Source organism: Leeuwenhoekiella aequorea (assembly GCF_004104375.1).
In the GTDB taxonomy this organism is placed as follows: domain Bacteria; phylum Bacteroidota; class Bacteroidia; order Flavobacteriales; family Flavobacteriaceae; genus Leeuwenhoekiella; species Leeuwenhoekiella aequorea.
Map to the genome: position 1 here is coordinate 140,734 of NZ_QOVM01000004.1, position 24,781 is coordinate 165,514.

Here is a 24,781-nt window from a genome sequence, read left to right on the forward strand (position 1 = left end):
TGGCAAGCTACCACTTGAAATGATATTTGCACAACTAAAAGAAACTTAGAAACCGCATTGTTTATTAAACCGATTGTGTGAAATATGCGTAGCTATTTTATGAATTACACACTGCTACGCATAACATTAATAAATATATTTTGCCTTTTTATAATTAGCTGCAACAACTCTAAGGCAACTATAGCTGAAAGTAAAACCACTGATACAGCAAAGAGGTACAATTATCTTGCATTAGGTGACAGTTATACTATAGGAGAGCGGGTATGCGAATCTTGCAGGTTTCCCAATCAGCTAAAAACTAGAATCGAAAGCTCCCAAAATAGTATTTTAAATACAACTGTAATTGCAGAAACGGGTTGGCGTACAGACAATTTAATTAATGCGTTAGCAGCTAAAAATCTCAAATCTGATTACGACCTCGTAACAATTCTAATTGGTGTTAATAACCAATATCAAAGAATTGTGTTTTCTGAATATAAAAAAGACTTCAACGTTCTTTTAGAAACTGCAATTCAATTAGCCGGCGGAAACGAAAAGCGTGTTATCGTAATTTCAATACCTGATTATGCTTACACAGCATTTGGTCAAAACAATGGCAATCAGGAAGAAATTTCTTCAGAAATAGATAAATACAACGCGTTTGCAAAAGAAGTTACTATCAATAATGGAGTTACCTATTTGAATATTACAGATATCACAAGAAAAGGAATCTCCCAGCCTAAGCTAGTTGCTGCCGATGGTTTACACCCATCAAAGGAAGCTTACTCCCTATTTGTAGATCGCCTCTTTCCACTAGCTATAGGTATTTTAAATAAAAAAAGCCTCAGTAACTAAGTTATTGAGGCAGTATTATAAGTTCTGTAAAATTAACTTTCGGGAGCTAATTTAACTTCTAACCCATTTAAATCTGGTGTGATAGGTATTTGACACCCTAACCGACTGTTATTCTCAACATAAAATGCTTCAGACAGCATAGCTTCCTCATCATACCCCATTTCATTTAATTTGTGATCAGATACCACATAACACTGGCACGAGGCACACATTGCCATACCGCCACAAGTACCTTCAACCGGAAGTTCATACATCTTAAAAACTTCCATTAGATTAAGATTCATATCTGTAGGTGCTTCAAGGGCGTGAGCCACACCTTCCCGGTCAATTACTGTAATTGTTATGTCCTGCATATCTGCTTTTCTTAAGAGCGTGCTAAATTAATAAAAAACGCTGTTGCACCGTCTTAAAACCTATTCAAATAATAGGATTTTAAAACAGCTATACGTCACAAATTTTTACGCCTTCCCGAAGAGCAGCAACTTTATCAGGATATGTAGGAATGAATTCCTGTGCAACATATCCCGTAAATCCAGTATCTAAAATGGCTTTGATTATTGCAGGATAATTAAGCTCTTGGGCATCATTAATTTCATGACGTCCCGGGACACCACCGGTATGGTAATGAGCAATATATTTGTGATGTTCATTAATAGTACGTATTACATCGCCTTCCATAATTTGCATATGATAGATATCGTAAAGCAATTTAAAATTTTCAGAATCTAGTAATTTACAGAGATCAACACCCCACCGTGTGTGATCACATTGATAATCTTTATGATCTATTTTGCTATTAAGCAATTCCATTATCAAGACAACATTCTTCTCTTGAGCTTTTTTGACAAGTGGCGTAAGACCATCTGCACAATTTTGAAGCCCATCCTCTCTTGACAACAACCTCCTATTTCCTGAAAAAACAATAACATTTTTAATTCCCTGAGCAGCAGCTTTATCGATTAATAATGAATATTGTTCCTGCAGACTTGCGTGATTAGCTCTATCATTAAAACCATTTTCAATATTTGCAAAGCTATCTGTCGCCACTGCGCATTTGAGACCGTATTTCTCAGCTGTCTCCCATTCTTCAGGCTTCAATAAATCAATTCCTTTTAATCCTAGCTCTGCTGCACTTTGTGCAAAATCATCAAGCGGCATTCCACTATAGCACCAGTAACACGCTGAATGATTAATGTTTCCTTTTAAGGCAATCTCTCTTTGATCGCTATCGTCCAGATTATCTTTGTTAGATTCATCTTTACAACTTAATGTTGCTAAACCTAAACTTAATCCAGAAGTTGTAAGCGCAATATTTTTTAAAGCCTTTCTGCGACTATTAGCGTGACTCATAAGAAGATATTTGTGATTTAAAATAAAACTAATCAATTACTTTAAATAATTGTAAATATTACGCTTATTATTTTTTTGAAATAAAAAAAGCAGCTTTGATAAGATCAAAGCTGCTTGTCATTTTTTTTATAATGTAATACTTATGCAACTACATTAATCACATTTTGTATTTGTGGGGCGTGTTTTTTTATAGTCATTTCAACGCCACTTTTAAGAGTCATCTGGTTCACGCTGCATCCTACACAAGCACCCTCCAGCTGAACTTTAACTGTGGTACCATCTTCGATACCTAGTAACGCAATATCGCCACCATCACTTTGCAAAAAAGGTCTGATTTCTTCTAATGCATCTTCAACTTTCCCCTTTAATTCTAAATCTGTCATAGTTTATTTTTTAACGGCTGAGCAACCTGCCATAGTAGTAATCTTCACAGCTTCTGTAGGCGGTAAATCATCATTACGTTTTACTAATTCTTCAACTGTATTACGCGTCATTTCCTGAAAAGCTTCAGAGAGCATAGTATCATCTTGCAATGCAGCAGGATGTCCTACATCACCAGCTTCACGAATACTTTGAACCAGCGGGATTTGCGCTAGTAAACGCACACCTAAATCGTCTGCAAGATTTTTTGCGCCCTCTTTTCCAAATATATAATATTTATTCTCTGGCAACTCTTCTGGAGTAAACCAAGCCATATTTTCTACAATACCTAGAACGGGTACATTTATACTTTCTTGTTGAAACATTGCAACCCCTTTCTTAGCATCTGCAAGAGCTACATTTTGAGGCGTACTCACAACTACTGCTCCGGTAAGTGGCATAGCTTGCACAATACTTAAATGAATATCACCTGTTCCCGGAGGAAGATCTACTAACAGAAAATCTAATTCTCCCCAGGCAGCATCAAAAATCATTTGATTTAATGCTTTTGAAGCCATTGGCCCACGCCAAACAACTGCCTGATCTGGTTTTGTAAAGAATCCAATTGAAAGTATATTAACCCCGTAACTTTCTACAGGTTTCATTTTTTGCTTTCCGTCTACTTTTACAGACAGTGGCTTAGAATCCTGAACATCAAACATTATAGGCACAGAAGGGCCGTAAATATCTGCATCTAAAATTCCCACTTTAAAGCCCATTTTTGACAGACTCACAGCAAGGTTTGCGGTAATTGTAGATTTTCCAACACCACCTTTACCAGATGCAACTGCTATAATATTTTGAATGCCCGGTATTGGCTTTCCTTTTATCTCGTTCTTAGTTTGCTTTTCTGGAGCATCTACACGTACATTAACTTTAACCTGAGCTTTTTGATGCACCTCAGCGTGAATCACTTTCATGATTTCTACTTCAGTTTTCTTTTTTGCTTGCAGGCTTGGGTTATTTATAGTGATATCTACGATAACCTCGTCACCAAAGGTCACTACATTAGTCACCGCACCACTCGTTACCATATCTTCTCCTTCACCAGGCGCACTTATGGTTTTTAGTGCATTGTATATTGCTTGTTTCTCTAACTTCACGATATCTTACTTAGATTGATTCTAAAACTACAAATATAGGCTGAAAACTTCAGAAATCGAAAGAGTTATTGCCTATCCATGTATTGACGGTTTCTATGTCTGAAGATTAGTTTAAACCGATACTGAAACAAAAAAATAATGGCTTATTTTAGGTTTTAAATCCTACCATTTCTACGGGATCCCAAAATTTATCTTCGAAGTTCTGTAGCTTATCCTCTTTAACCGTGTGACCCTCACTTTCTAGGAGCTGTTGCATGAGATGCGTCCCTTTAAAATGGTGCTTTCCGGTAAGGAGTCCGTTTCTATTAAGTACACGGTGCGCAGGCACATCTTCAAGATTGGAAGCACCATTCATAGCATAACCCACCATACGTGCACTGCCTGCAGCTCCCAGACATTTTGCTATTGCCCCGTAAGAAGTTACTTTCCCATACGGTATCATTCTAGTAACCTCATAAACGCGCTCATAAAAATTAAGCGTTTCAGGTTTTGCCATAAAGCATTCGGATTAGCGTAATAGCGACCAGAACAACCATTAAGGCAGCCATAAAATAATTTGAATATTTAGCAAAATTACGCGGTTCATTCTGAATGCGATCAAAACCCACTACATAGATGTACAAAGCGGTAAAAGTTCCAGAGGCTGCAGCTAAAATAAAGAGAGAAACCTCCACCCAACCGTTCGTATTAGATCCAGAAACATTAAATGCTGCACTCAGCGCGCAGAAATACGGTATAGGCAACACGTTGATTAAAGCAACTAGCATGCCTTTAGCAAAACTTTTTCTACCCGAGTGCTTTGGGATTTCTACTTCTTTCACTTTATTCTTTTTTGCGGCTATAAAAAAATATACCGCAAGAATACCAAATATTACAATACCGGTACGTAGTAAAGTATTGCGCACAATAGGATGACTAAATATATAGCGCGCAAGTAGAATTGCCACAAAAGCCTGTAGTAATACTATTATTGACGCACCTAAAGCAACCAGCATACCATTACGCCTCCCTCTGTGTACACAGGTTTTTGCAACAGACATATTTACCAATCCCGGAGGTAATACTCCAAGAAAAGCAGCAAAATAAGTAATGAAGAAAAGTTTTGTTATTTCCAAATGCTTCTAGTTGATCCTAAATTTGATATAGGTAATAGGTTTTCCTATTTCAAGATACTGTTTTTCATAAAAAGTTTGTATCCCTACTACTTCTTTTGGAGCATCGTGGTTAATATAAATATTGTGGTGTGCATACAAAATCTCGTGACCCAGGCCTTCTAGCAAACCTAAAGTATACCCGTGCATATATTCACTGTCTGTTTTAAGATGCATTATCCCATTGGGTTTTAGTACCGTTTTGTAACGTTCTAAAAAATGCGGATTAGTCATACGGTGTTTTGTACGCTTATATTTTATTTGAGGGTCTGGAAACGTAATCCAGATTTCTGAAACTTCATTCTCTGCAAATGCTTTATCGACAAGTTCGATCTGCGTACGCATAAATCCGGCATTATCAATGTTTTCTTCCAATGCCGTTTTTGCTCCTCGCCAGAAGCGCGCACCTTTAATATCAATCCCTAGAAAGTTTTTATCGGGAAAACGCTTTGCGAGACCTACAGTGTATTCTCCTTTTCCGCAGCCAAGCTCTAATACAATAGGCTTGTCATTTTTGAAAAAATCACGATTCCAGTTGCCTTTTAAAGGAAACTCCTGATCAGTAAGGTCTTTTCGCTCAGGCTGTACGACATTACTAAAGGTTTCATTTTCGCGAAAGCGTCTCAATTTATTTTTACTTCCCAATGCAGGTATGTATTTAATTAAAAATTTACGCGCCAAAGATACGAGTACTGCTTTGAAAGTGACTCCATTATTGAGATCGAAATACCAGATAACATAGTATTAACTCAAACTTTTTAATCTAATTAATTGTTTATCAGAATATTAAAATCTATGTGAAAATACTTTCTATGTGAAAAATTTTACAGTTTTAATAGTTTAATAATCTATTGGAAACATTTACGTTTAAGAGATATATCAACTTTGTAAAGTGCAAAAGCAAAAAACCATACTCGTAGCTCCATTAAATTGGGGACTCGGTCACGCCACTAGATGCGTGCCACTCATACGCGAGCTTCTAAGTGAAGGCTTTGAGGTTATACTTGGAAGTGATGGTCAAGCATTAGATCTATTAAAAAAAGAATTTCCACAGCTTCAAGCTCTAGAATTACCTTCCTATAAAATAGAATACGCTAAAAACGGCAAACGTTTTAAATGGAAAATGCTGTTGCGCAGCCCCAAAGTTCTAAAAGCTATACGCAAAGAACGCGAACAACTCAAAGAGCTTGTAAAGGCAAAAACTATCGATGGCGTTCTATCTGATAATAGATTAGGCTTGTACCATGCAGATATCCCCACCGTATTTGTCACACATCAATTACAAGTTTTAAGCGGAAAAACCACAAAATTAACTTCAGCAATGCATCGCAATTACATCAAACGATTTGATGAATGCTGGGTACCTGATTTTGAAGGAAAAAGCAATTTGAGTGGAAAACTTGGGCATCCTAAAAGTTTTGATATTCCGGTTAAATATATAGGTGCCCTTTCTCGATTGGAAGCTGAAGAGACAAAATCAGTTTACGATGTTATGGTGCTGCTAAGTGGCCCAGAACCTCAACGCACAGAGCTTGAAGAAATTTTAATGCACGAGTTAAAGCATTATAAGGGACAGGTTTTATTTGTAAGAGGTGTAATTGAAGCAGAACAGACCAGTACAATTAAAGACCATATAAAGGTTGTAAATTATATGGAAACTGCAGATTTACAGCGCGCTCTATGTTCTAGTGATTTAATTATAAGTCGCTCGGGATACACTACAGTTATGGATTTGGTGAAGCTGAGTAAAAAAGCATTTTTTATTCCTACTCCCGGACAAACTGAACAAGAATATTTGGCAAAACGCTTTCAGAAGGCAGGGATTGTACCATTTGCTGAACAAGAAAAATTTAAAATTAAAGACCTTAGTAAGGTAAAAGTGTATAGTGGCTTTGAAAAATTACTAAGTGAGGGGGCCTTCAAAAACAACGGTTTTAGGGAGCTCTTCGGCTTTTTCGAGGGTAAACGAAAACTCAGAACCCACTCCAAAATCGCTTTCTATATAAATCTTTTCATCATGGGCTTCAATGATGTGCTTGACGATGGAAAGTCCTAAACCAGAACCTCCTTCTCTTCTCGACCCACTTTTATCTACCCGATAAAAACGCTCAAATAAGCGAGGTATATGCTCTGTGGAGATCCCCTCTCCATTATCTGTAACGCGTACAATAACTTTATTCTGAATTAGATTTTCAATCGAAACTTCTGTGGTACCGTCCTGTTTGCCGTATTTAATCGAATTTACAATCAGGTTCGTTAATAATTGCTGTATACGTTCTCGATCTGCATTAACCATAATGGGTCCATTATATGGCATATCGTAAGCAAGCGTAATATTTTTCTTAGCAGCTTTCATTTCTAAGAGATCAAAAGTTCCCTTAACCAGCTCTACCATATCAAAATACTCATATCTTAAATTGAGATCCCCCACTTCTAGCTTTGAGATCATATCCAGATCACTTACCAGATAAACCAAACGTTCTACTGCAGCAGCTGCACGTTTTAAGTATTTTTTTCTAACGCTTTTATCTTTCATCGCCCCATCAAGAAGCGTATGAATATAACCTTGCGTTGTAAACAATGGCGTTTTGAGTTCGTGCGCCACATTACCCATAAACTCCTTTCTGTATTCTTCTCTAATTTTGAGAGATTCTATTTCAAGTTTTTTACTAGCCGCAAACCGTTCTACCTCTTTGGTTAGCGTTCCCATATCTGTAGTAACCTGACCTCGTTTTAAAGTAGTGACATCAAGAAGAGAAACATCATCGTAGATTTTTTTTACGCGCTTGTAAATAAACTTTTCTACTCGTATTTGTAAAACAGTAAATGAGAAGCAAAAGCAGATAACTGCAAAGCTCAATATCCATAAAAAATTAAAACGATCTTCTGTAAAGAAAAAAACGCTCACAAAGAGCGTTAGAAATAATGTGATATACATTGCAGAAAAGCCTGCAAAACGATATGATTTTTTAAAACTAGCAGACATTAAACAACAAATTTATACCCTACCCCTTTAATTGTCTTAAATCGCTTATCTCCTATCTTTTCGCGTAGCTTTCTAATATGAACATCTATAGTCCTACCACCTACTACAACCTCATTGCCCCAGACTTTATCTAAAATATCTTCGCGTTTAAAAACTTTTCCCGGTTTTGACGCAAGAAGTGACAACAGCTCAAATTCCTTACGAGGAAGCACAAGTTCTTTTTTATCTTTTATGATTTTATATTCTTCCCGATTAATTACTAAGTCGCCTACTTTAACCAGCGAATCCCCTTCTTCCTCCTCTTTAAGTCTGCGTAATAATGCTTTTACTTTACTCACCAAAACCTTTGGCTTTATTGGTTTTGTAATGTAATCATCTGCACCTGCATCATAGCCGGCAACTTGAGAATAATCTTCTCCACGTGCAGTTAAAAAGGTAATTATTGTTTCTGCGTGTTCCGGGAGTTTACGTATTTGCTCACAAGCTTCAATCCCATCCATCTCTGGCATCATCACATCAAGAATAATCAAATGTGGATTGTGCTTTTTTGCCATTTTCACACCTTCTTTACCATTCTCAGCAGTAACGACTTGGTATCCTTCGTTACTAAGATTATAACCTACAATTTCTAGGATATCTGGCTCATCATCAACAAGCAGAATTTTAATTTCCTTTTTTTTCATTCGTGTAAAGATTTAATGTAATCGTAAAGATAAGGTTTAAATCGTGGCATAGCATTGCTATTTACATTGGTAACATTTAGATAAAGTTGAGCAGCTTATAACTAATAATTAGAGCAATCACTTGCATTTTAAATACCTTTACGATTCTAAATATATGTATGCAGTCTAACGCCATTTTTAATATTAAAACCAGTGCTGAGTTTGAAGATTTAGCTCTTCAGTCGTTCAAGCATCAATGGGAGTTTAATGCAATTTACAAAAGGTTTTGTAATCACCTGGGCATTGATCCTTCGGGCATAAATACTGTTGAGAAAATCCCGTTTCTGCCTATTCAGTTTTTTAAACAATTTGATGTACTAGCCTCTCAAAACCCCGTGCAAACTATATTTACCAGTAGTGGAACAACAGGCAGTGTAACTAGTAAGCATCTTGTAACTGATCTAGATTTGTATGTAAAAAGTTTTCGCGAAGGCTTTAAACTACATTACGGTAATATTGAAGAATACACCGTACTGGCACTCTTACCTTCTTATCTCGAGCGCGACGGATCTTCTCTAATTGTTATGGTCGATCAATTAATTAAAGACAGTAAAAAAGAGGAAAGTGGTTTTTATCTCAACGATTATCCTGGTTTGAGTGAAAAATTAAAAAGGCTTGATGCGGAAGGTGAAAAGATTCTGCTTATAGGAGTTTCTTTCGCTCTTTTAGATCTTACTGAAGCTTTTCAGTTTAATTTAAATAATACTATCGTTATGGAAACCGGCGGTATGAAAGGCAGACGTAAAGAGCTCATACGCGATGAGCTTCACCAGCTATTAAAAAACGGATTTGGTGTTGACAAAATTCATAGTGAATACGGGATGACCGAGTTACTCTCTCAGGGATATTCAAAAGGCGACGGCATTTTTACAACTCCTCCCTGGCTGCGTGTTTATATGAGAGATACTGAAGATGCTCTGCAACTTGTTCCTGAAGGTGTTACGGGTGGAATAAATGTCATTGATCTGGCAAATCATAATTCGTGTCCCTTTATAGCCACTCAGGATTTGGGTAAAAAGTTAGATGGAAATCGCTTTGAAATTTTAGGACGTTTTGATACTTCAGATATACGGGGTTGCAATCTAATGGTTTTTTAAAAAAATATTAATATGCTTTGTAAGCTAACTAAGTAACAAGCGACTATATAACCGTTCATAATTGATTGGTTAGTTAAGTTGAAAAACCCGGATACTTTAGTATTAAAGTGCCGGGTTTTTTATGTTTAAATCTGAATCTGCCGTTCTATCTGTTGATTAAGAGAAATAAAGGTTTCCGTACGGGAAACGCCTTCAATAGCCTGTATTTTTTTGTTGAGCAAATGCATTAAATGCTCATTATTTTTACATAGTATTTTTATAAATATCGACCAGTTTCCGGTAGTATAATGACATTCTAATACCTCCGGAATTTCTTCAAGCTGCTTTACCGCTTTTGGGTTACTCATCGCGCGGTCGAGATAAATACCTACAAATGCCATTGTATTATAGCCTAAAATCTTAGGATCTACAATAAACTTACTGCCAGAAATTAAACCCGATTTTTCTAATTTTCTTAAACGTTGATGTATGGCAGCACCAGAAATACCTACTTGTCTGGCGATTTCCAAAATAGGCTTTCGGGCGTCGTCCATTAATTGGCGAAGGATAATTTTATCTATTCCGTCTATAGCTATCTGCTCGTTTACAATTTTCATAACACATATTTATAATTAAAAATACCTGTTTTGCTTATACATTTTTAGCTTTTGGCAGGTATTATTTTAATCAAACAACTAAAACCTGTAATCAGGCACACAAATTTATAGATGATGCGGGTTGTATCCTAAGTAGGGCATATCATGTTCCTTAAAGACTATCCCATAATCTTCTAGTTCTTTTAAAATAGGCTCATACACCTCCCGAGCTATAGGTAATTGCACACCCGGTTGAGTGATTTCTTTATTTAAAATTTTGAGCGCTGCTATAGCTACAGGCAATCCTACAGTTTTTGCCATTGCAGTGTAGGTTTGATTTTCTCCAATGATTACCATAGTAGAATCTATCTGTTTCTGCTCTCCGTTTAACAGAAATCCAAACTTATGATACATTACAATCATATCTTTATCTGTTTCTTCTAGCGTCCATTTATTTTCTAAGATATGCTGAAGACATTGCGCCGGTGTAGCCTCTCTGAGATTTAAAATTTTATCCGGATTAAAAAGATCAAGTTCCAGTAATTTATCCCACAACAGATCGTCTTGATCAATTCGTAGCATATGCCGCAGTTTTAACTCTACAGAATCGTTGGGAGAATAAGGCAAAAAGAGGTTAGTAAACTCCCTATAACTCATCGTTTCTGTGTGTTGCAAATTATAGCTGTCATCGGTCATGCCTAGTTGCACAAATAAATTCCACGCTCTTGAAAATCCTACACGACGCATTGTCCCTCGATATAAGGTAAGTACATCATCGAGTCCATAGATACTCCTATATTTTAAAGAATTACGATTAGCATAGGCTTCAAATCTGCCATGATTTTCGACATCCAGAAATTCGGTGCGTCTAAATAGACGGTGATACGGAATATATTTATAAGTACCTTCCTGAATAAATTCGGCTGCACCTCCTTGTCCTGCTAATACAACATTACGTGGATTCCAGGTGAATTTGTAATTCCATAAATTGGTATCACTTTCAGGAGCCAATAAACCTCCGCAAAACGATTCAAACAATATTATTTTTCCGCCTTCATCCCGAATGCGATCTATAATACGCATCGCACTCATATGATCTATACCAGGATCAAGACCTACTTCATTCATAAAAACCAAGCCCTTTTTCTTGACCTCGGCATCCATTTTAAGCATTTCGTCACTTATATAAGAAGCCGTAACCAGATTTTTAGCGAGCTCTAGACAATCCTCAGCGACAATATTATGCAAAAATGCAGGTAACATACTTATAACAATATCTGCTTCGGCAATTTGTTTTCTCCTGTCTTCAATTTTGTTGATGTTGAGCTCCACGGCTTTTGCTCTTGATGTATTACGCACTAAACGCTCGGCATTACTCAAAACTTGATCTGCGATTATTAAATATAAATCTTCTTTTTCAGCTTTTTCTAGAAGATACTTAACCAATTGCGCGGTAGATTTTCCGGCACCTATTATTAATATGTTTCGCATAATTATGTATTATTTTTGCACTGCTGAAATCAGCAAAATTTACTGAAACAGTAGCTTTATAAAAATAGTTCTTATGAAAAGAAAAATCCTTATAACAGGTTCTATATTAGGTCTTACGGCAGTAATTCTAGGAGCTTTTGGAGCGCACGGTCTTAAAGACAGTTTAACTGTAGAAGCTGTAAATTCATTTGAAACTGGTGTTCGTTATCAAATGTATCACTCTTTTTTATTATTAATTGTTTCCAGCATTTTACCGCTGAATACTAAATCGCTAAACACAATTTTTTATTTAGTGATAAGTGGCATTATACTTTTTAGTGGTTCTATTTATTTACTTTCTACTAAAGCATTAACTGGAATGGATATTAGTGCCTTTGCCTGGATCACCCCAATTGGCGGTGCATTGCTAATTTCTGCCTGGATAAGTATCACCTACTCTCTTATCAAATCTGCAAAATAATTAGTTAAAATTAAATTATTAGCCAAAATAAAGCATTAATTTTGGCTCGTATTTACTAAAAATTCAATTTATATGGCTACAAGCGCCTTATCTACGAAAACGATTTCGTTAACTCCATACGGAATTAAAAATGCCACAACTCATTATCAATTAGAACCCGAAGACCTGCAAGCTATTAGCCTAGATCTTGGTCAAGGTAGAGAAACATCTACCGGTGCTTTAGCGATAGACACCGGCACGTTTACAGGTAGATCTCCTAAAGACCGCTTCATTGTAATTGATGAATTAACACGTGATGATGTCTGGTGGGGAGATATAAACATCCCCTTTGACAGTCAGAAATTTACGCGTCTTAAAAACAAAATGATCACCTATTTATCTGATCGCAGTCTGTACGTACGTGATGCTTTTGCTTGTGCAGACTCCCGCTTTAAGCTGGGTATACGTGTAGTTAACGAATATGCCTGGTCTAATTTGTTTGCTTACAATATGTTTCTGCGTCCTGATGAGAATGAGCTGGAAAATTTTAAAGAAGACTGGTTAATTTTAAATGCACCGGGTTTCAAAGCTAATCCAGAATTAGATGGTACCAGACAAGAGAACTTTGCAATTGTAAATTTTACTGAAAAAACCATACTTATAGGTGGAACCGGTTATACAGGTGAGATCAAAAAAGGCATTTTCTCTGTGCTTAATTTTTTATTACCTACCGAAAAAAACACACTCCCTATGCACTGCTCTGCAAATGTGGGTGAGAATGGTGAAACTGCTTTATTCTTTGGACTATCTGGAACCGGAAAAACGACCTTAAGTGCAGATCCTAATAGGAAACTAATAGGTGATGATGAGCACGGCTGGTCTGAAGACAACTCAATATTTAATTTTGAAGGTGGCTGTTATGCTAAAGTTATTAATCTATCACAAGAGCAAGAGCCAGATATTTTTAATGCGATTAAAAAAGGAGCACTTCTAGAAAATGTCGTTCTTAATGATGATAACACTGTGGACTATGAAGATACTTCTGTCACACAAAACACACGTGTAAGTTATCCCATACATCACATAAAAAATATACAAAAGCCTTCTACAGGAAGTACACCTAAGAATATATTTTTCTTAACCGCGGATGCTTTTGGGGTATTACCTCCTATTTCAAGATTAACTCCAGGTCAAGCTGCTTATCATTTTATAAGCGGTTATACTGCTAAAGTTGCCGGCACAGAAGCGGGAGTAAAAGAACCTATACCTTCATTCTCTGCTTGTTTTGGAGCGCCATTTATGCCTTTGCATCCTACCCGCTATGCAGAAATGCTAAGTGAAAAGATGAAAGCTGCTAACGTAAATGTATGGTTAGTAAACACAGGATGGACTGGTGGATCGTATGGTGTAGGAGAGCGTATGCCGTTAAAATATACACGCAGAATGATAAACGCTGCTTTAAATGGAGAACTTGGTGCTTTAAATTATGAAAATTACCACATACATTCAGTATTTGGACTTGCTCAGCCACGCACGTGCCCGGGTATTCCTAATTATATTTTAAGTCCGCGACAGTCTTGGGATAATGAAGATGCATATTACAAGACAGCATTTAAACTTGCCGCAGCATTTAAGGAGAACTTCAAGAAATTTGAGGCTTTTGCAAGTGAAGAAATTATGTCTGGGCAGCCTCCATTAGGCTAGTTCTAAAAACTATTAAAAAAGAAAAAGGCTCCTTAGTTTAAGGAGCCTTTTCTATTTGAATTGAGAAGTGATCGTGTTTACTTCTTACTATTTACATTATCTATGTATTTCTCCAGAGCCATTGTCATAGATGGAGTTTCTGGAGTAGGAGCCATAATGTCTACCTTAAGTCCCGCATCTTCTACAGCTTTAACAGTAGAGTTTCCAAATACAGCAATACGTGTATTATTTTGTTTAAAATCTGGAAAATTTTCAAAAAGAGATTTTATTCCGCTTGGGCTAAAAAACACCAGTACATCATAAGTCACATCTTTTAAATGAGAAAGATCACTTACTACCGTACGATAAAAAATACCTCTATCCCAGTTCAACTTAAGATCATTAAGTACATTAGGAACTTCTGGTTTTAGTACATCAGAAGAAGGAAGTAAAAACTTTTCAGTCTTATATTTTTTAAGGATAGAAGACATTTCGGTAAATGTGCGCTGCCCTACATAAATCTTCCGCTTGCGGTAAACTACATACTTCTGTAGGTAGTAAGCCACTGCCTCACTTTGACAAAAATATTTTAAAGAATCTGGCACTTTGAAACGCATTTCATCTGCAATTCTAAAAAAATTGTCAACGGCATTACGGCTGGTTAAAATAATCGCTGTATATTTATTCAGATCGATTTTTTGATGCCTAACTTCCTTTCCTGAAACACCCTCGACATGTATGAAGGGAATGAAATCAACTTTAACTTTTTTCTTCTCTTGCAGTTCAAAATAGGGGGAATTCTCAACTTTTGGCTCTGGTTGTGATACCAAAATAGTCTTCACTTTCATAGACATTCAAATTTGTTTAATTCACACTCTTACTAAACACCTTATATAAAATGAAGTAGGGTGCGATTTCAAGAGCGCAAAGGTACAAAATAAAATAAAAAAGATTATAATAAATTAGATTTTCATATCGTCTTAATGTATTGATAAGACTGATTAAATTAAAGATTACAAATACACCTATAATAATCTGAATGAGCAGCAAACTTGGCTGTAAACCATAGATAAACAACGCATTAACTGGTAATAAAATCAAGGCGAAAAAACTTCTGTAGCTTAACTTCTGAAATTGGTATGAACTCAAAATATGTTCGCCATCAAATAGAACTCCCATCATGCGTTCTATAAAAAATTTTAAAGCCACAAAAACGACATAAACTAAAGCTATTCGTATATAAAGTAAAACCGGCGCTAATGTTACTGAAACTCCAAATTGAACAAAAGCAATATAGATGAAAAGAGAGACAGATAATAACTGGGCGGCAAATAGAATAATATTAAAGGGATCTTGAAATTTGATCTCTTTATTCGCTTTTAAAAGATATTTCTCATTAACCAGCAGCTCTGTAAAATCTATAAATCGCGCTTCGTAAGCCACCTTCACTAATACTACCAGAGCTACGCATGCAACTATTACAATTGTAATCCAGTCATTACTAATAAAACTGCGTTCTAGGGCTTGCACGATAGCTATAATTGAGAGGTTAAAATTAATATAATTCATAGAGTTTACTAGAATGCAGAAGACAATTAACGTTCAAAATAATTACATTTGCGTTTAAATTTCATACAATGGCAGGTTCGCTCGTCATAATCCCAACCTATAACGAAGCAGAGAATATTGAAAAGTTAGTGCGCAATATTTTTGCGCAGCAGCGAGCATTTGAAGTGCTTATTGTTGATGACAATTCGCCCGATGGCACAGCATCTCTGGTTTCTACTTTACAATTAGAATTTGCGGATAAACTCCATTTAATTGAAAGACCCGGTAAAAACGGACTTGGAACAGCATATATAGCGGGTTTTAAATGGGCCTTAGAGCGGGATTACAGTTATATTTTTGAGATGGATGCAGATTTTTCGCATTCTCCTAATGATTTAATACGCCTTTATAATGCCTGTGCACGTGGTGGCGCAGATTTAGCAATAGGCTCTAGATATAAAACCGGAGTAAATGTTGTTAATTGGCCTATGGGTCGAGTACTCTTATCATATGGGGCTTCAAAATATGTGCGATTTATTACCGGACTTGATATTGCCGATACAACTGCCGGATTCATCTGTTATAAACGTGAAGTTTTAGAGCAGATTACACTTGATAAAATTAAATTTGTAGGATACGCTTTTCAGATTGAAATGAAGTTTAAAGCACACCTTCTAGGCTTTACAATTTTTGAAGTTCCTGTAATTTTTGTTGACCGCACACGTGGCGCAAGTAAGATGAGTACAGGTATTTTTAGTGAAGCTGTTTTTGGAGTAATAGGAATGAAGATAAAAAGTCTTTTTAAAGGATACGCTATTTAAGATGGAAAAAGTACTAATAAAGGATGCAAACATTGTAAACGAAGGTTCTATTGTACGTGGGGACGTGTACATTGAGAACGGGATTATCATTGAGGTGAGTCAAAACCTTAGCGTTAAGAGTCCTGATGTTCACGTGTTTGATGCAGAAGGAAAACATTTACTCCCGGGTGTAATTGATGATCAGGTACATTTTAGAGAACCCGGTCTCACGCATAAAGCATCGATTGCTACAGAATCTGCAGCTGCCATTGCCGGTGGCATCACTTCTTTTATAGAAATGCCAAATACCATCCCTCAAACCACCACAATTGAAAAGCTGGAAGAGAAATTTAGCATTGCCGCAGAGACTTCTTATGCCAACTATTCTTTTATGTTTGGCGGTACAAATGACAATCTTTCAGAAATAAAAAAAGTAGACAAAAAAACGGTTGCAGGTCTAAAGTTATTTCTTGGAAGTTCTACAGGGAATATGCTTGTAGATAATGAAGATGTAATACGTGAAATTTTCAAAAGTACAGACTTTCTTATTTCTGTTCATTGTGAGGATGAAGCTACTATAAAAGAAAATTTAGCGATTTATACAGAAAGATATGGTGATGATATCCCTATAAATATGCACCCTATTATACGTAGTGCAGATGCGTGCTACATATCTTCATCCAGAGCGATTGCCCTTGCAAAAGAAACAGGTGCCAGACTTCATGTGTTCCATTTGTCTACCGCTAAGGAGATGGACCTTTTTGATAATAAAATTCCTCTAAAAGATAAAAAGATCACTGCAGAGGTTTGTATTCACCACTTGTGGTTTAGTGATGCTGATTATGATGAAAAAGGAACGCTTATAAAATGGAATCCCGCCGTAAAAACGCAGGCAGATCAAGATGCGCTCTGGGAAGCACTACTAGATGACAGGTTAGATGTTATCGCTACAGATCACGCTCCGCATACCCTAGACGAAAAGCAAAACGTATATACTAAAGCACCAAGCGGAGGTCCGCTGGTACAGCATGCACTGCCTGCAATGCTAGAAATGTATCACGAAGAAAAGATAAGTCTTGAAAAAATTGTAGAAAAGATGTGCCATAATCCGGCAATCTTATTTGAAGTTGAGAAACGCGGATTTATCAAACCTGGATATTACGCAGATCTAGTTTTAGTAGATCTTAATAATCCGTGGACAGTAACTACAGACAACATTTTATACAAATGCAAATGGTCTCCTTTTGAAGGAAGCACCTTTAAGTCACGTATCACTCATACTTTTGTAAATGGCCGTTTAGCTTACAAAAATTTTAAAGTATATGATGAGAAATTTGCGCAGCGCTTAACCTTCAACCGATGAGATTAAAAGGTTTTTTAATTGTTTTAATACTGTTTGTATTTGTGGGCTGCAATGAGATACAGCGTCCTAAAAAACCAGATAATTTCATTAAAGAAGATCTTATGGTAGATGTTCTTTATGACATTTCATTAATGCGTACGTTAAGAACCTACAATATGAATGAAATGCGCAGTCTGGGCATTGTACCCGACTCATTAATTTATAAGAAATACAATATCGATAGTCTACAGTTTGCAGAAAGCATAAATTACTACAGCGTTAATTTTAATGATTATGCTGCATTATGGGAAGAAGTTAATAAGCGACTTATCGCTCAGCGTGACAAACTACAATTCAATCAGAATGACGAGGATAGCATTCGCAATGCTGCTGAAAAAATAAAGGGAGATTCTATTAATCGACAAGCAAAGAGTAAAGACAGCCTTTTGATGCTTGAAGAAGCTCAAGATTCTATCTTGGCTCCTATTGGGAATTAAAATGTTTTGAGATTCTTTGTATTGTATCGTTTAATGGCGTGTAGGTGAAATTTAAATCCTGTTTTAACTTAGAAGAATCATAGGATACCTGCGCATATGCAGATCGTGCGGTGCTTCTAAATAAACGTCTTTTATTTCCGAAGATCCCTGCAAACCAATCAAGGCGCCAAGCCAATTCTAATTGCCATATCTTAATTTTTTTTAAAGGCACTGTGCTTTTGAGAGCAACTGCAATTTTTTCAAAGAGTGTACTAAACTTTATATTGTGTCCCACCAGGATGTAACGTTCATTTGTTATGCTGTGTTTCATAAGTAATACCATCGCCTCAACTACATCCACAACATCTACAAAACCAGAAGATCCCGGTACAATATATTTGAGACCTTTACTTAATTTTCTAAAAAAAACACCGCTTCCCTGACTATAAAACCCTTCTCCAAGAATAACGCCCGGATTCACAATCACCACATCTAGACCTTCTTGAGTTCCGCGCCATACCTCCATTTCTGAAGCGAACTTAGAAATGCTATACACACTGTTTTCTTTATTTGCTTCCCAATGTGTGTCTTCAGTAATTTGCTTCTTAGAATCTCCTAAAGCCGCTACTGAACTAACATAGCACAACTTTCTTATCTTATTCTTAATACTCAGATTAACAATATTTGCAGTTCCCTCTACATTAATTTTCTGAAGACTTTCAAAATCTTTAGGATTAAAGGAGATTAGTGCAGCACAGTGATATACTTCGACAATATTCTCAAAAGCTTCAGTCAAAGCTGGAATATCATTAACGGTCGCCTGTATCCATTCGATCTTATCAAAGAGATCTTCAACGATTTCTGGCCGTTGTGCTGTTTTCCATTTAAATAAAGCATGTACCCGCTCCTGACTTTCTAAGGTTCTATACGTAGCGCGTATTTTTTCGTCTCCGCTTTCAGCTAAAGCAAATAGCAAATGTGACCCTACTAAACCTGTTCCTCCAGTGACTAAAATCATAGTTACGAAGTTAATTATATTCTTCTATTCTACCCGCGGTGCTTAAACCAATATCTTTATATTTACAGGCTTATAAATTTGCAGAAAACAGCACTTATGATTACTAATTTTGTAGAAGAACTTACCTGGAGAGGAATGATTCACGATGTGATGCCAGGAACCGAGGAACACCTTATGGAGCAAATGCGCTCTGCATATGTAGGGATTGATCCTACTGCAGACTCACTTCATATAGGACATCTTGTAGGCGTAATGATGCTCAAACATTTTCAACAATGTGGGCATAAACCTATTGCACTTGTAGGTGGTGCGACCGGGATGATAGGTGACCCTTCTGGCAAATCAGACGAACGCAATTTACTTGATGAAGAGACTTTACGTCACAATCAACAGGCTATCAAAAACCAATTATCTCGTTTTCTAGATTTTGATTCTAGTGAAGAAAATGCTGCTCAGCTAGTTAATAACTATGACTGGATGAAGGATTTTAGCTTCTTAGACTTTATACGTGATGTGGGTAAACACATTACAGTAAACTATATGATGGCGAAAGATTCGGTAAAAAAGCGCTTATCATCAGATTCTGCTGAAGGTATGAGTTTTACAGAATTTACCTATCAGCTGGTACAGGGCTATGACTTTCTGCACTTATACAGAGAAAAACAATTGACGCTGCAGATGGGTGGTAGCGATCAATGGGGAAATATTACTACTGGTACAGAACTCGTACGTAGAATAGGTGGCGGTAAGGCATATGCTATGACTTGCCCTCTTATTACAAAGGCTGATGGTACTAAATTTGGAAAAACGGCTGGCGGCAATATTTGGCTTGATGCAGAACGCACCTCTCCATATAAATTTTACCAATACTGGTTAAATACCAGTGATGAGGACGCAGCTAAGTATATAAAAATATTTACCTTCTTAGGACGCGAAGAAATCGAAGATTTAATTGAAAAACATCAGGAAGCTCCACACCTGCGCGCCCTGCAGAAACGTCTTGCAGAAGAAGTAACCACCAGTACTCACGGTGCTGAAGATTTAGAAAATGCCGTACGCGCATCAGAAATTTTATTCGGAAAATCTACAGCAGCCAACTTAAAAGCACTTAATGAAAAAACATTCTTAGATGTCTTTGAGGGGGTTCCGCAAGCAGAAATAAGCCGCGGGGAAGTTGAAGCAGGATTAGATATGGTAAGTGCATTATCAGAAAAAACCGGATTCTTAAAATCAAATGGTGAAGCAAAACGCGCACTAAAGCAAAATTCTATTTCTGTAAATCAAGAAAAGATTGCAGATGATTACACGATAACTTCAGAAGATTTAATCAACAACCGCTTTATCTTATTACAAAGCGGTAAGAAAAATTACTTTGTGATTCGCGTGATGGATTAAATCCTATATATATCAATAAAAAAGCCGCAAGCAGAACAATCTGCTTGCGGCTTTTTAATAGCCTTACCTTTATTAAGGTACGCTAAGCACTATCTTCTTCCGCCAAAAACTTGTAGTGCGAAATACAATAGAGTTGCTAACGATCCTATTGCTGCCACCACATAGGTGCGTGCAGCCCACTTCAAAGAATCTTCAGCCCCTGCATGTTCCTGACTTGTCAACATATTAGATGATTCTAACCATGCTAACGCACGATTACTTGCATCGTATTCTACCGGTAATGTGATGAAAGCAAATAAAGTTCCCATTGCAAATAACCCTAGACCTATTACAGCAACTGTAAAGCCCACTCCGCTACTTATAATCGACATCAACACAAAACCTCCTATAATTACAAACATAGACATACGAGAAGCTACACTTACAACCGGCACTAATGTGGATCGCATCGTTAACCAACTGTAAGCTTGTGCGTGTTGCAGCGCGTGACCACACTCGTGCGCCGCTACGGCCGCTGCCGCTGCATTGCGTTGATTATAAACTGCTTCACTTAAGTTAACCGTTTTATTTGCAGGATTGTAATGATCTGTTAGCTGTCCCTGCACAGAAATAACTTTCACATCGTGAATCCCATTATCGCTAAGCATTTTACGAGCAATCTCTGCTCCACTCATCCCATTTTGTAAATGTATCTTCGAGTATTCTTTAAACTTGCTCTTTAATTTATTACTCACTAACCAACTCACCAATGCAATTGCACCAATGAGAATATAATATCCCATCATAACTTTAAATTTTAAGTAGTATAAAACTACTGATTAATTAGCAAAAAATAAGCCAAAACGAAAGCTGTCGTTTTGGCTTATTAATACTTAAAATGTAATTAAGTTAATAGTAATTCTAACAAAATATATCCACTACACTTGATTTGACACCATAAAGTACCAAATGTTTGACTTGATGTACTGCAGACTATATCTTCTAATTACTACTCTCATTCCTATAAAATCTATCCTACAAAGTTGATGATCTTACCGGGTACGATAATTACCTTTTTAGGTTCGCGACCACCTAGATACTCTTCAGTTTTCTCGTGTGCTCGCACTGCCTTTTCAATTTCTTCATTAGAAAGGTCTAGCGGAAGTTCCATTGTAAAACGCATTTTCCCGTTAAATGAAATAGGATATTCTTTACTACTTTCTACTAAATGTTTTGCGTCAAATTCAGGAAATGCTGCTGTAGCGATCGACTTATTATGGCCTAACAAACTCCATAACTCTTCTGCGATATGTGGCGCATAAGGCGAAATCAAAATGGCCAGCGGCTCCAGCACATCTCTATTATTGCATTTTAAAGTGGAAAGTTCGTTTACTGCAATCATAAATGTAGAAACAGATGTATTAAAACTGAAGTTCTCAATATCTTCCTGCGTCTTTTTTATGGTCTTGTGTAGAACTTTCATCGCCTCTTTAGAAGCAGATTCTTCTGAAACTACAAAATCCCCTAAATTACCCGAGGCATCAACTTTGTGATATAGCTTCCATAGTTTTTTAAGGAAATTATGCACTCCGGTGATTCCGGCAGTGTTCCAGGGTTTTGCCTGTTCTAATGGACCTAAAAACATCTCATACATACGCAGCGTATCTGCGCCATACTCCTCACAAATAGTATCGGGATTCACCACGTTATATTTGGATTTCGACATTTTTTCTACTTCGCGACCTACTTTATATACTCCGTTTTCTAGAATAAATTCGGCATCTTGAAATTCGGGTCTCCAACTTTTAAAAGCTTCAACATCTAACTCATCTGAAGCATTCACAAACTCTACAGGAGCGTGAATAGGCTGAACGTTAAATGAATTTTTATTTGTACTTGACACAAATTTATTTTCTCCATCTACACGATACACAAAAGCACTGGTTCCTAAAATCATCCCCTGATTAATAAGCTTTTTAAAAGGCTCTTCAACCGATGCAAATCCTCGATCTTTTAAAAACTTAACCCAGAAGCGACTGTATAATAAATGACCGGTTGCGTGTTCGCTTCCGCCAATGTACAAGTCTACATTCTGCCAATAGTCCATCGCTTCTTTTGAAGCAAAAGCTTCATCGCGCAAAGCTTTCTCCATATACCTGAAGAAATACCAGCTCGATCCCGCCCAACCTGGCATGGTGTTGAGTTCTAAAGGAAAAACAGTTTTATGATCAATTTTCTCATTGCCAACTACCTTATTTTCGGTAGTATCCCATGCCCAAATATCTGCACGACCTAATGGCGGCTCACCTTCTTCGGTAGGTAAGTATTTTTCGACTTCAGGTAAGCGAATAGGTAAATGCTCAGCAGCGATCATTTGTGGCATTCCGTCAACATAATATGTTGGGAACGGTTCTCCCCAATAGCGCTGGCGGCTAAATACCGCATCACGTAAACGATAGTTAATCTTACCTTGACCTTGCTCTAATTCTTCGAGTGCTTCAATCGCCTTAGGAAGCGCTTGTTTGTAAGACAGCCCGTTTAAGAAATCAGAATCTTTAAGCGGCGTATTATCTTTTTCCGCGTATGCCCGATCACTAATATCAACCCCATCAAATATATTTTTAATAGGAATATTAAAATGCTTTGCAAAATCCCAATCCCGCTGATCCCCGCAAGGAACCGCCATCACGGCTCCTGTACCATAACCTGCAAGCACATAGTCTCCTATCCAGATTGGAATAGGCTCTTTGGTAAAGGGGTGTTCTGCATATGCTCCGGTAAATGCTCCCGAAATGGTTTTTACATCTGCCATACGTTCGCGCTCACTGCGCTTTGCAGTTGCTGCTATATACGCATCAACTTCCGCTTTTTGCTCTGGAGTGGTAATCTCATTAACCAAATCTAGTTCTGGAGCAAGTGTCATAAACGTAACCCCAAAAATAGTATCAGGACGAGTTGTGAACACAGATATACGCTCCCCACCTAAATCCTCCCCCAAGGTGAGGACTTTCTCACGACGCTCTATTTCACTGGTAATCGTTTCAACTACCTTTTCAACATTATTCAGCACCTCATCGTTAGAGAATCTTAGAACTTTGTACCCTTTTTTCTGTTCCAATAACAATTGACGTTCTGCATCTTTATCCATTTGATATTGATGCACATCCCCATCTACCTCAACAATGAGTTGAGCTGAAAGACACACAAAATCAACAATATATTGATCAATTGGATGTTGCTGTCTAAATTTAAATCCGGTTTTTTTACCGCGCAATTTGCTCCACAGTAGGGCCTCGGCTTTTGTAGGTTTATCACGCATTTCCTGAGCGCGTTCTAAAAGAACCGAGATTAGTTCGGGCTTTCCGGTCATAAAACCGGCGTGGCTTGCGCCCCCTCCATGGGAGGGGGTTGGGGGGAGGATTCTGAATTCTACCGAAGCTCCTTTACTTCTCCCGATCCAATTGGTTTGTGAATCCTTAAGCGGTTGTGGCCAATCTATATCTTGCAATCCATCTAGTAAACGCTGGGCATATGCACTGATGCGCATACTCCATTGCGTCATTTTTTTTCGTACCACAGGATGCCCGCCACGTTCTGAAACGCCGTTTACAATCTCATCGTTTGCTAAAACCGTTCCCAATGCTGGACACCAGTTTACTTCGGTTTCTGCAAGGTAGGTTAAGCGGTATTTTAAAAGGATTTCTTGTTTCGCTATTGCAGAAGCATTTTTCCACTCTTCAGCAGTAAATACTTCAATATTTTCATCACAAACCGCATTAACTGAAGCATTTCCTTCAACTTCAAATTTTGCAATAAGGATGTCTACGTGTTCTGCTTTGTTGCTGTCTTTATTATACCAACTTTCAAAAAGCTGAATAAAAATCCATTGCGTCCAGCGGTAATACTCAGGTTCTGATGTACGTACTTCCCGACTCCAGTCAAATGAAAAACCGATTTTATCAAGTTGCTCACGGTAGCGTGCAATGTTGGTTTCAGTCGTAATAGCAGGGTGTTGCCCGGTTTGAATGGCATACTGTTCTGCAGGCAAACCAAACGAATCATAACCCTGAGGATGCAACACATTAAAACCTTGATGGCGCTTATAACGCGCATAAATATCACTGGCGATATACCCTAATGGGTGCCCCACGTGTAATCCTGCTCCCGAAGGATAGGGAAACATATCAAGCACATAATATTTAGGCTTGTCGCTGTTATTTTGAGCTTCAAAAGTACCGTTATCTTTCCAGTGCTTTTGCCATTTTTCTTCAATCGCGTTAAAATCGTAGTTCATTGCCGTGTGTTACGTTGCGCACTTAGCGCGTTATAATAGGCGGCAAATTTACAATTTTAAAGGGATTTGAAGTTTTGC

At 37.3% G+C, this 24,781-nt stretch carries 24 protein-coding genes and 1 pseudogene; 9 read left to right on the plus strand and 16 right to left on the minus strand.

Going from position 1 to position 24,781, the window contains the following annotated elements; all coding sequences use genetic code 11:
* Positions 1–84 precede the first annotated feature (84 nt).
* The gene (locus DSM00_RS10210) at positions 85–834 is read left to right on the plus strand and encodes an SGNH/GDSL hydrolase family protein (RefSeq protein ID WP_241652396.1); all 750 of its coding nucleotides are present in this window, start codon (positions 85–87) and stop codon (positions 832–834) included.
* A gap of 32 nt (positions 835–866) precedes the next feature.
* On the opposite strand, the gene DSM00_RS10215 is transcribed toward DSM00_RS10210, so the two are convergent.
* The 7 genes from DSM00_RS10215 to trmB form a co-directional block, all read right to left on the minus strand.
* Positions 867–1,187 carry a 2Fe-2S iron-sulfur cluster-binding protein gene (locus tag DSM00_RS10215; RefSeq protein ID WP_128757912.1) on the minus strand — a complete coding sequence of 107 codons (321 nt, stop codon included), beginning with the start codon at positions 1,185–1,187 and terminating at the stop codon, positions 867–869.
* Between the two features lie 88 nt (positions 1,188–1,275).
* The gene (locus DSM00_RS10220; RefSeq protein ID WP_128757913.1) at positions 1,276–2,184 is read right to left on the minus strand and encodes a hydroxypyruvate isomerase family protein; all 909 of its coding nucleotides are present in this window, start codon (positions 2,182–2,184) and stop codon (positions 1,276–1,278) included.
* A 140-nt stretch (positions 2,185–2,324) separates the two neighbouring features.
* Positions 2,325–2,567 (minus strand): NifU family protein, encoded by a 243-nt coding sequence (locus DSM00_RS10225; protein ID WP_128757914.1) that lies wholly within the window; start codon positions 2,565–2,567, stop codon positions 2,325–2,327.
* Positions 2,568–2,570: 3 nt separating this feature from the next.
* A complete protein-coding gene (locus DSM00_RS10230) occupies positions 2,571–3,707 on the minus strand; it encodes an Mrp/NBP35 family ATP-binding protein (RefSeq protein WP_128757915.1) in 1,137 nt (378 codons plus the stop codon).
* A 148-nt stretch (positions 3,708–3,855) separates the two neighbouring features.
* The gene (locus DSM00_RS10235) at positions 3,856–4,203 is read right to left on the minus strand and encodes an MGMT family protein (RefSeq protein ID WP_128757916.1); all 348 of its coding nucleotides are present in this window, start codon (positions 4,201–4,203) and stop codon (positions 3,856–3,858) included.
* Positions 4,190–4,822 (minus strand): LysE family translocator, encoded by a 633-nt coding sequence (locus DSM00_RS10240; RefSeq protein ID WP_128757917.1) that lies wholly within the window; start codon positions 4,820–4,822, stop codon positions 4,190–4,192. The genes DSM00_RS10235 and DSM00_RS10240 overlap by 14 nt, the downstream gene beginning before the upstream one ends.
* Positions 4,823–4,828: 6 nt before the next feature.
* Positions 4,829–5,503 (minus strand): tRNA (guanosine(46)-N7)-methyltransferase TrmB, encoded by a 675-nt coding sequence (gene trmB, locus DSM00_RS10245; protein WP_128758091.1) that lies wholly within the window; start codon positions 5,501–5,503, stop codon positions 4,829–4,831.
* A gap of 901 nt (positions 5,504–6,404) precedes the next feature.
* Between trmB and DSM00_RS15675 the strand changes: the two are divergent.
* A pseudogene (locus tag DSM00_RS15675) lies at positions 6,405–6,671 on the plus strand (glycosyltransferase); the annotation flags it as partial.
* Positions 6,672–6,761: 90 nt separating this feature from the next.
* Here DSM00_RS15675 and DSM00_RS10255 read toward each other — a convergent pair.
* Complete coding sequence (locus DSM00_RS10255) at positions 6,762–7,844, minus strand: sensor histidine kinase (protein WP_128757918.1); 1,083 nt, start codon at positions 7,842–7,844, stop codon at positions 6,762–6,764.
* Positions 7,844–8,527 carry a response regulator transcription factor gene (locus DSM00_RS10260; RefSeq protein WP_128757919.1) on the minus strand — a complete coding sequence of 228 codons (684 nt, stop codon included), beginning with the start codon at positions 8,525–8,527 and terminating at the stop codon, positions 7,844–7,846. The genes DSM00_RS10255 and DSM00_RS10260 overlap by 1 nt, the downstream gene beginning before the upstream one ends.
* Positions 8,528–8,685: 158 nt before the next feature.
* Here DSM00_RS10260 and DSM00_RS10265 point away from each other — a divergent pair, with 158 nt between their 5' ends.
* Positions 8,686–9,663: a LuxE/PaaK family acyltransferase gene (locus tag DSM00_RS10265; RefSeq protein ID WP_128757920.1), complete on the plus strand. Its 978-nt coding sequence runs from the start codon at positions 8,686–8,688 to the stop codon at positions 9,661–9,663.
* A 125-nt stretch (positions 9,664–9,788) separates the two neighbouring features.
* On the opposite strand, the gene DSM00_RS10270 is transcribed toward DSM00_RS10265, so the two are convergent.
* Both DSM00_RS10270 and DSM00_RS10275 read right to left on the minus strand, forming a co-directional pair.
* Positions 9,789–10,259: an Lrp/AsnC ligand binding domain-containing protein gene (locus DSM00_RS10270; RefSeq protein ID WP_128757921.1), complete on the minus strand. Its 471-nt coding sequence runs from the start codon at positions 10,257–10,259 to the stop codon at positions 9,789–9,791.
* Between the two features lie 105 nt (positions 10,260–10,364).
* Positions 10,365–11,729 carry a saccharopine dehydrogenase family protein gene (locus DSM00_RS10275; RefSeq protein ID WP_128757922.1) on the minus strand — a complete coding sequence of 455 codons (1,365 nt, stop codon included), beginning with the start codon at positions 11,727–11,729 and terminating at the stop codon, positions 10,365–10,367.
* Positions 11,730–11,802: 73 nt separating this feature from the next.
* On the opposite strand from DSM00_RS10275, the gene DSM00_RS10280 reads away from it, so the two are divergent.
* Positions 11,803–12,189: a DUF423 domain-containing protein gene (locus DSM00_RS10280; RefSeq protein WP_128757923.1), complete on the plus strand. Its 387-nt coding sequence runs from the start codon at positions 11,803–11,805 to the stop codon at positions 12,187–12,189.
* Between the two features lie 72 nt (positions 12,190–12,261).
* On the plus strand, positions 12,262–13,872 hold the full coding sequence (pckA, locus tag DSM00_RS10285; protein WP_128757924.1) for a phosphoenolpyruvate carboxykinase (ATP): 1,611 nt from the start codon (positions 12,262–12,264) through the stop codon (positions 13,870–13,872).
* A gap of 77 nt (positions 13,873–13,949) precedes the next feature.
* On the opposite strand, the gene DSM00_RS10290 is transcribed toward pckA, so the two are convergent.
* Both DSM00_RS10290 and DSM00_RS10295 read right to left on the minus strand, forming a co-directional pair.
* Positions 13,950–14,699, minus strand: coding sequence for a uroporphyrinogen-III synthase (locus DSM00_RS10290; protein ID WP_128757925.1), 750 nt, complete (start codon positions 14,697–14,699; stop codon positions 13,950–13,952).
* Positions 14,700–14,715: 16 nt separating this feature from the next.
* Positions 14,716–15,420, minus strand: a complete 705-nt coding sequence (locus DSM00_RS10295) for a DUF4271 domain-containing protein (protein WP_128757926.1) — start codon at positions 15,418–15,420, stop codon at positions 14,716–14,718.
* A 68-nt stretch (positions 15,421–15,488) separates the two neighbouring features.
* Here DSM00_RS10295 and DSM00_RS10300 point away from each other — a divergent pair, with 68 nt between their 5' ends.
* From DSM00_RS10300 to DSM00_RS10310, 3 genes are read left to right on the plus strand one after another with little or no spacing between them, the layout of a single operon-like run.
* Positions 15,489–16,220 carry a polyprenol monophosphomannose synthase gene (locus tag DSM00_RS10300; RefSeq protein WP_128757927.1) on the plus strand — a complete coding sequence of 244 codons (732 nt, stop codon included), beginning with the start codon at positions 15,489–15,491 and terminating at the stop codon, positions 16,218–16,220.
* 1 nt (position 16,221) lies between these two features.
* A complete protein-coding gene (locus DSM00_RS10305) occupies positions 16,222–17,562 on the plus strand; it encodes a dihydroorotase (protein ID WP_128757928.1) in 1,341 nt (446 codons plus the stop codon).
* On the plus strand, positions 17,559–18,038 hold the full coding sequence (locus DSM00_RS10310; RefSeq protein WP_128757929.1) for a DUF4296 domain-containing protein: 480 nt from the start codon (positions 17,559–17,561) through the stop codon (positions 18,036–18,038). The genes DSM00_RS10305 and DSM00_RS10310 overlap by 4 nt, the downstream gene beginning before the upstream one ends.
* Here DSM00_RS10310 and DSM00_RS10315 read toward each other — a convergent pair.
* Positions 18,025–19,035, minus strand: coding sequence for an NAD-dependent epimerase/dehydratase family protein (locus DSM00_RS10315; RefSeq protein ID WP_128757930.1), 1,011 nt, complete (start codon positions 19,033–19,035; stop codon positions 18,025–18,027). The two genes, DSM00_RS10310 and DSM00_RS10315, sit on opposite strands and share 14 nt — an antisense overlap.
* A 96-nt stretch (positions 19,036–19,131) precedes the next feature.
* On the opposite strand from DSM00_RS10315, the gene tyrS reads away from it, so the two are divergent.
* Positions 19,132–20,430 (plus strand): tyrosine--tRNA ligase, encoded by a 1,299-nt coding sequence (gene tyrS, locus DSM00_RS10320; RefSeq protein ID WP_128757931.1) that lies wholly within the window; start codon positions 19,132–19,134, stop codon positions 20,428–20,430.
* A gap of 89 nt (positions 20,431–20,519) precedes the next feature.
* Here tyrS and DSM00_RS10325 read toward each other — a convergent pair whose 3' ends face one another.
* Positions 20,520–21,215, minus strand: a complete 696-nt coding sequence (locus DSM00_RS10325; protein ID WP_128757932.1) for a zinc metallopeptidase — start codon at positions 21,213–21,215, stop codon at positions 20,520–20,522.
* Between the two features lie 224 nt (positions 21,216–21,439).
* The gene (gene leuS / locus DSM00_RS10330; RefSeq protein ID WP_128757933.1) at positions 21,440–24,703 is read right to left on the minus strand and encodes a leucine--tRNA ligase; all 3,264 of its coding nucleotides are present in this window, start codon (positions 24,701–24,703) and stop codon (positions 21,440–21,442) included.
* Between the last annotated feature and the right edge of the window lie 78 nt (positions 24,704–24,781).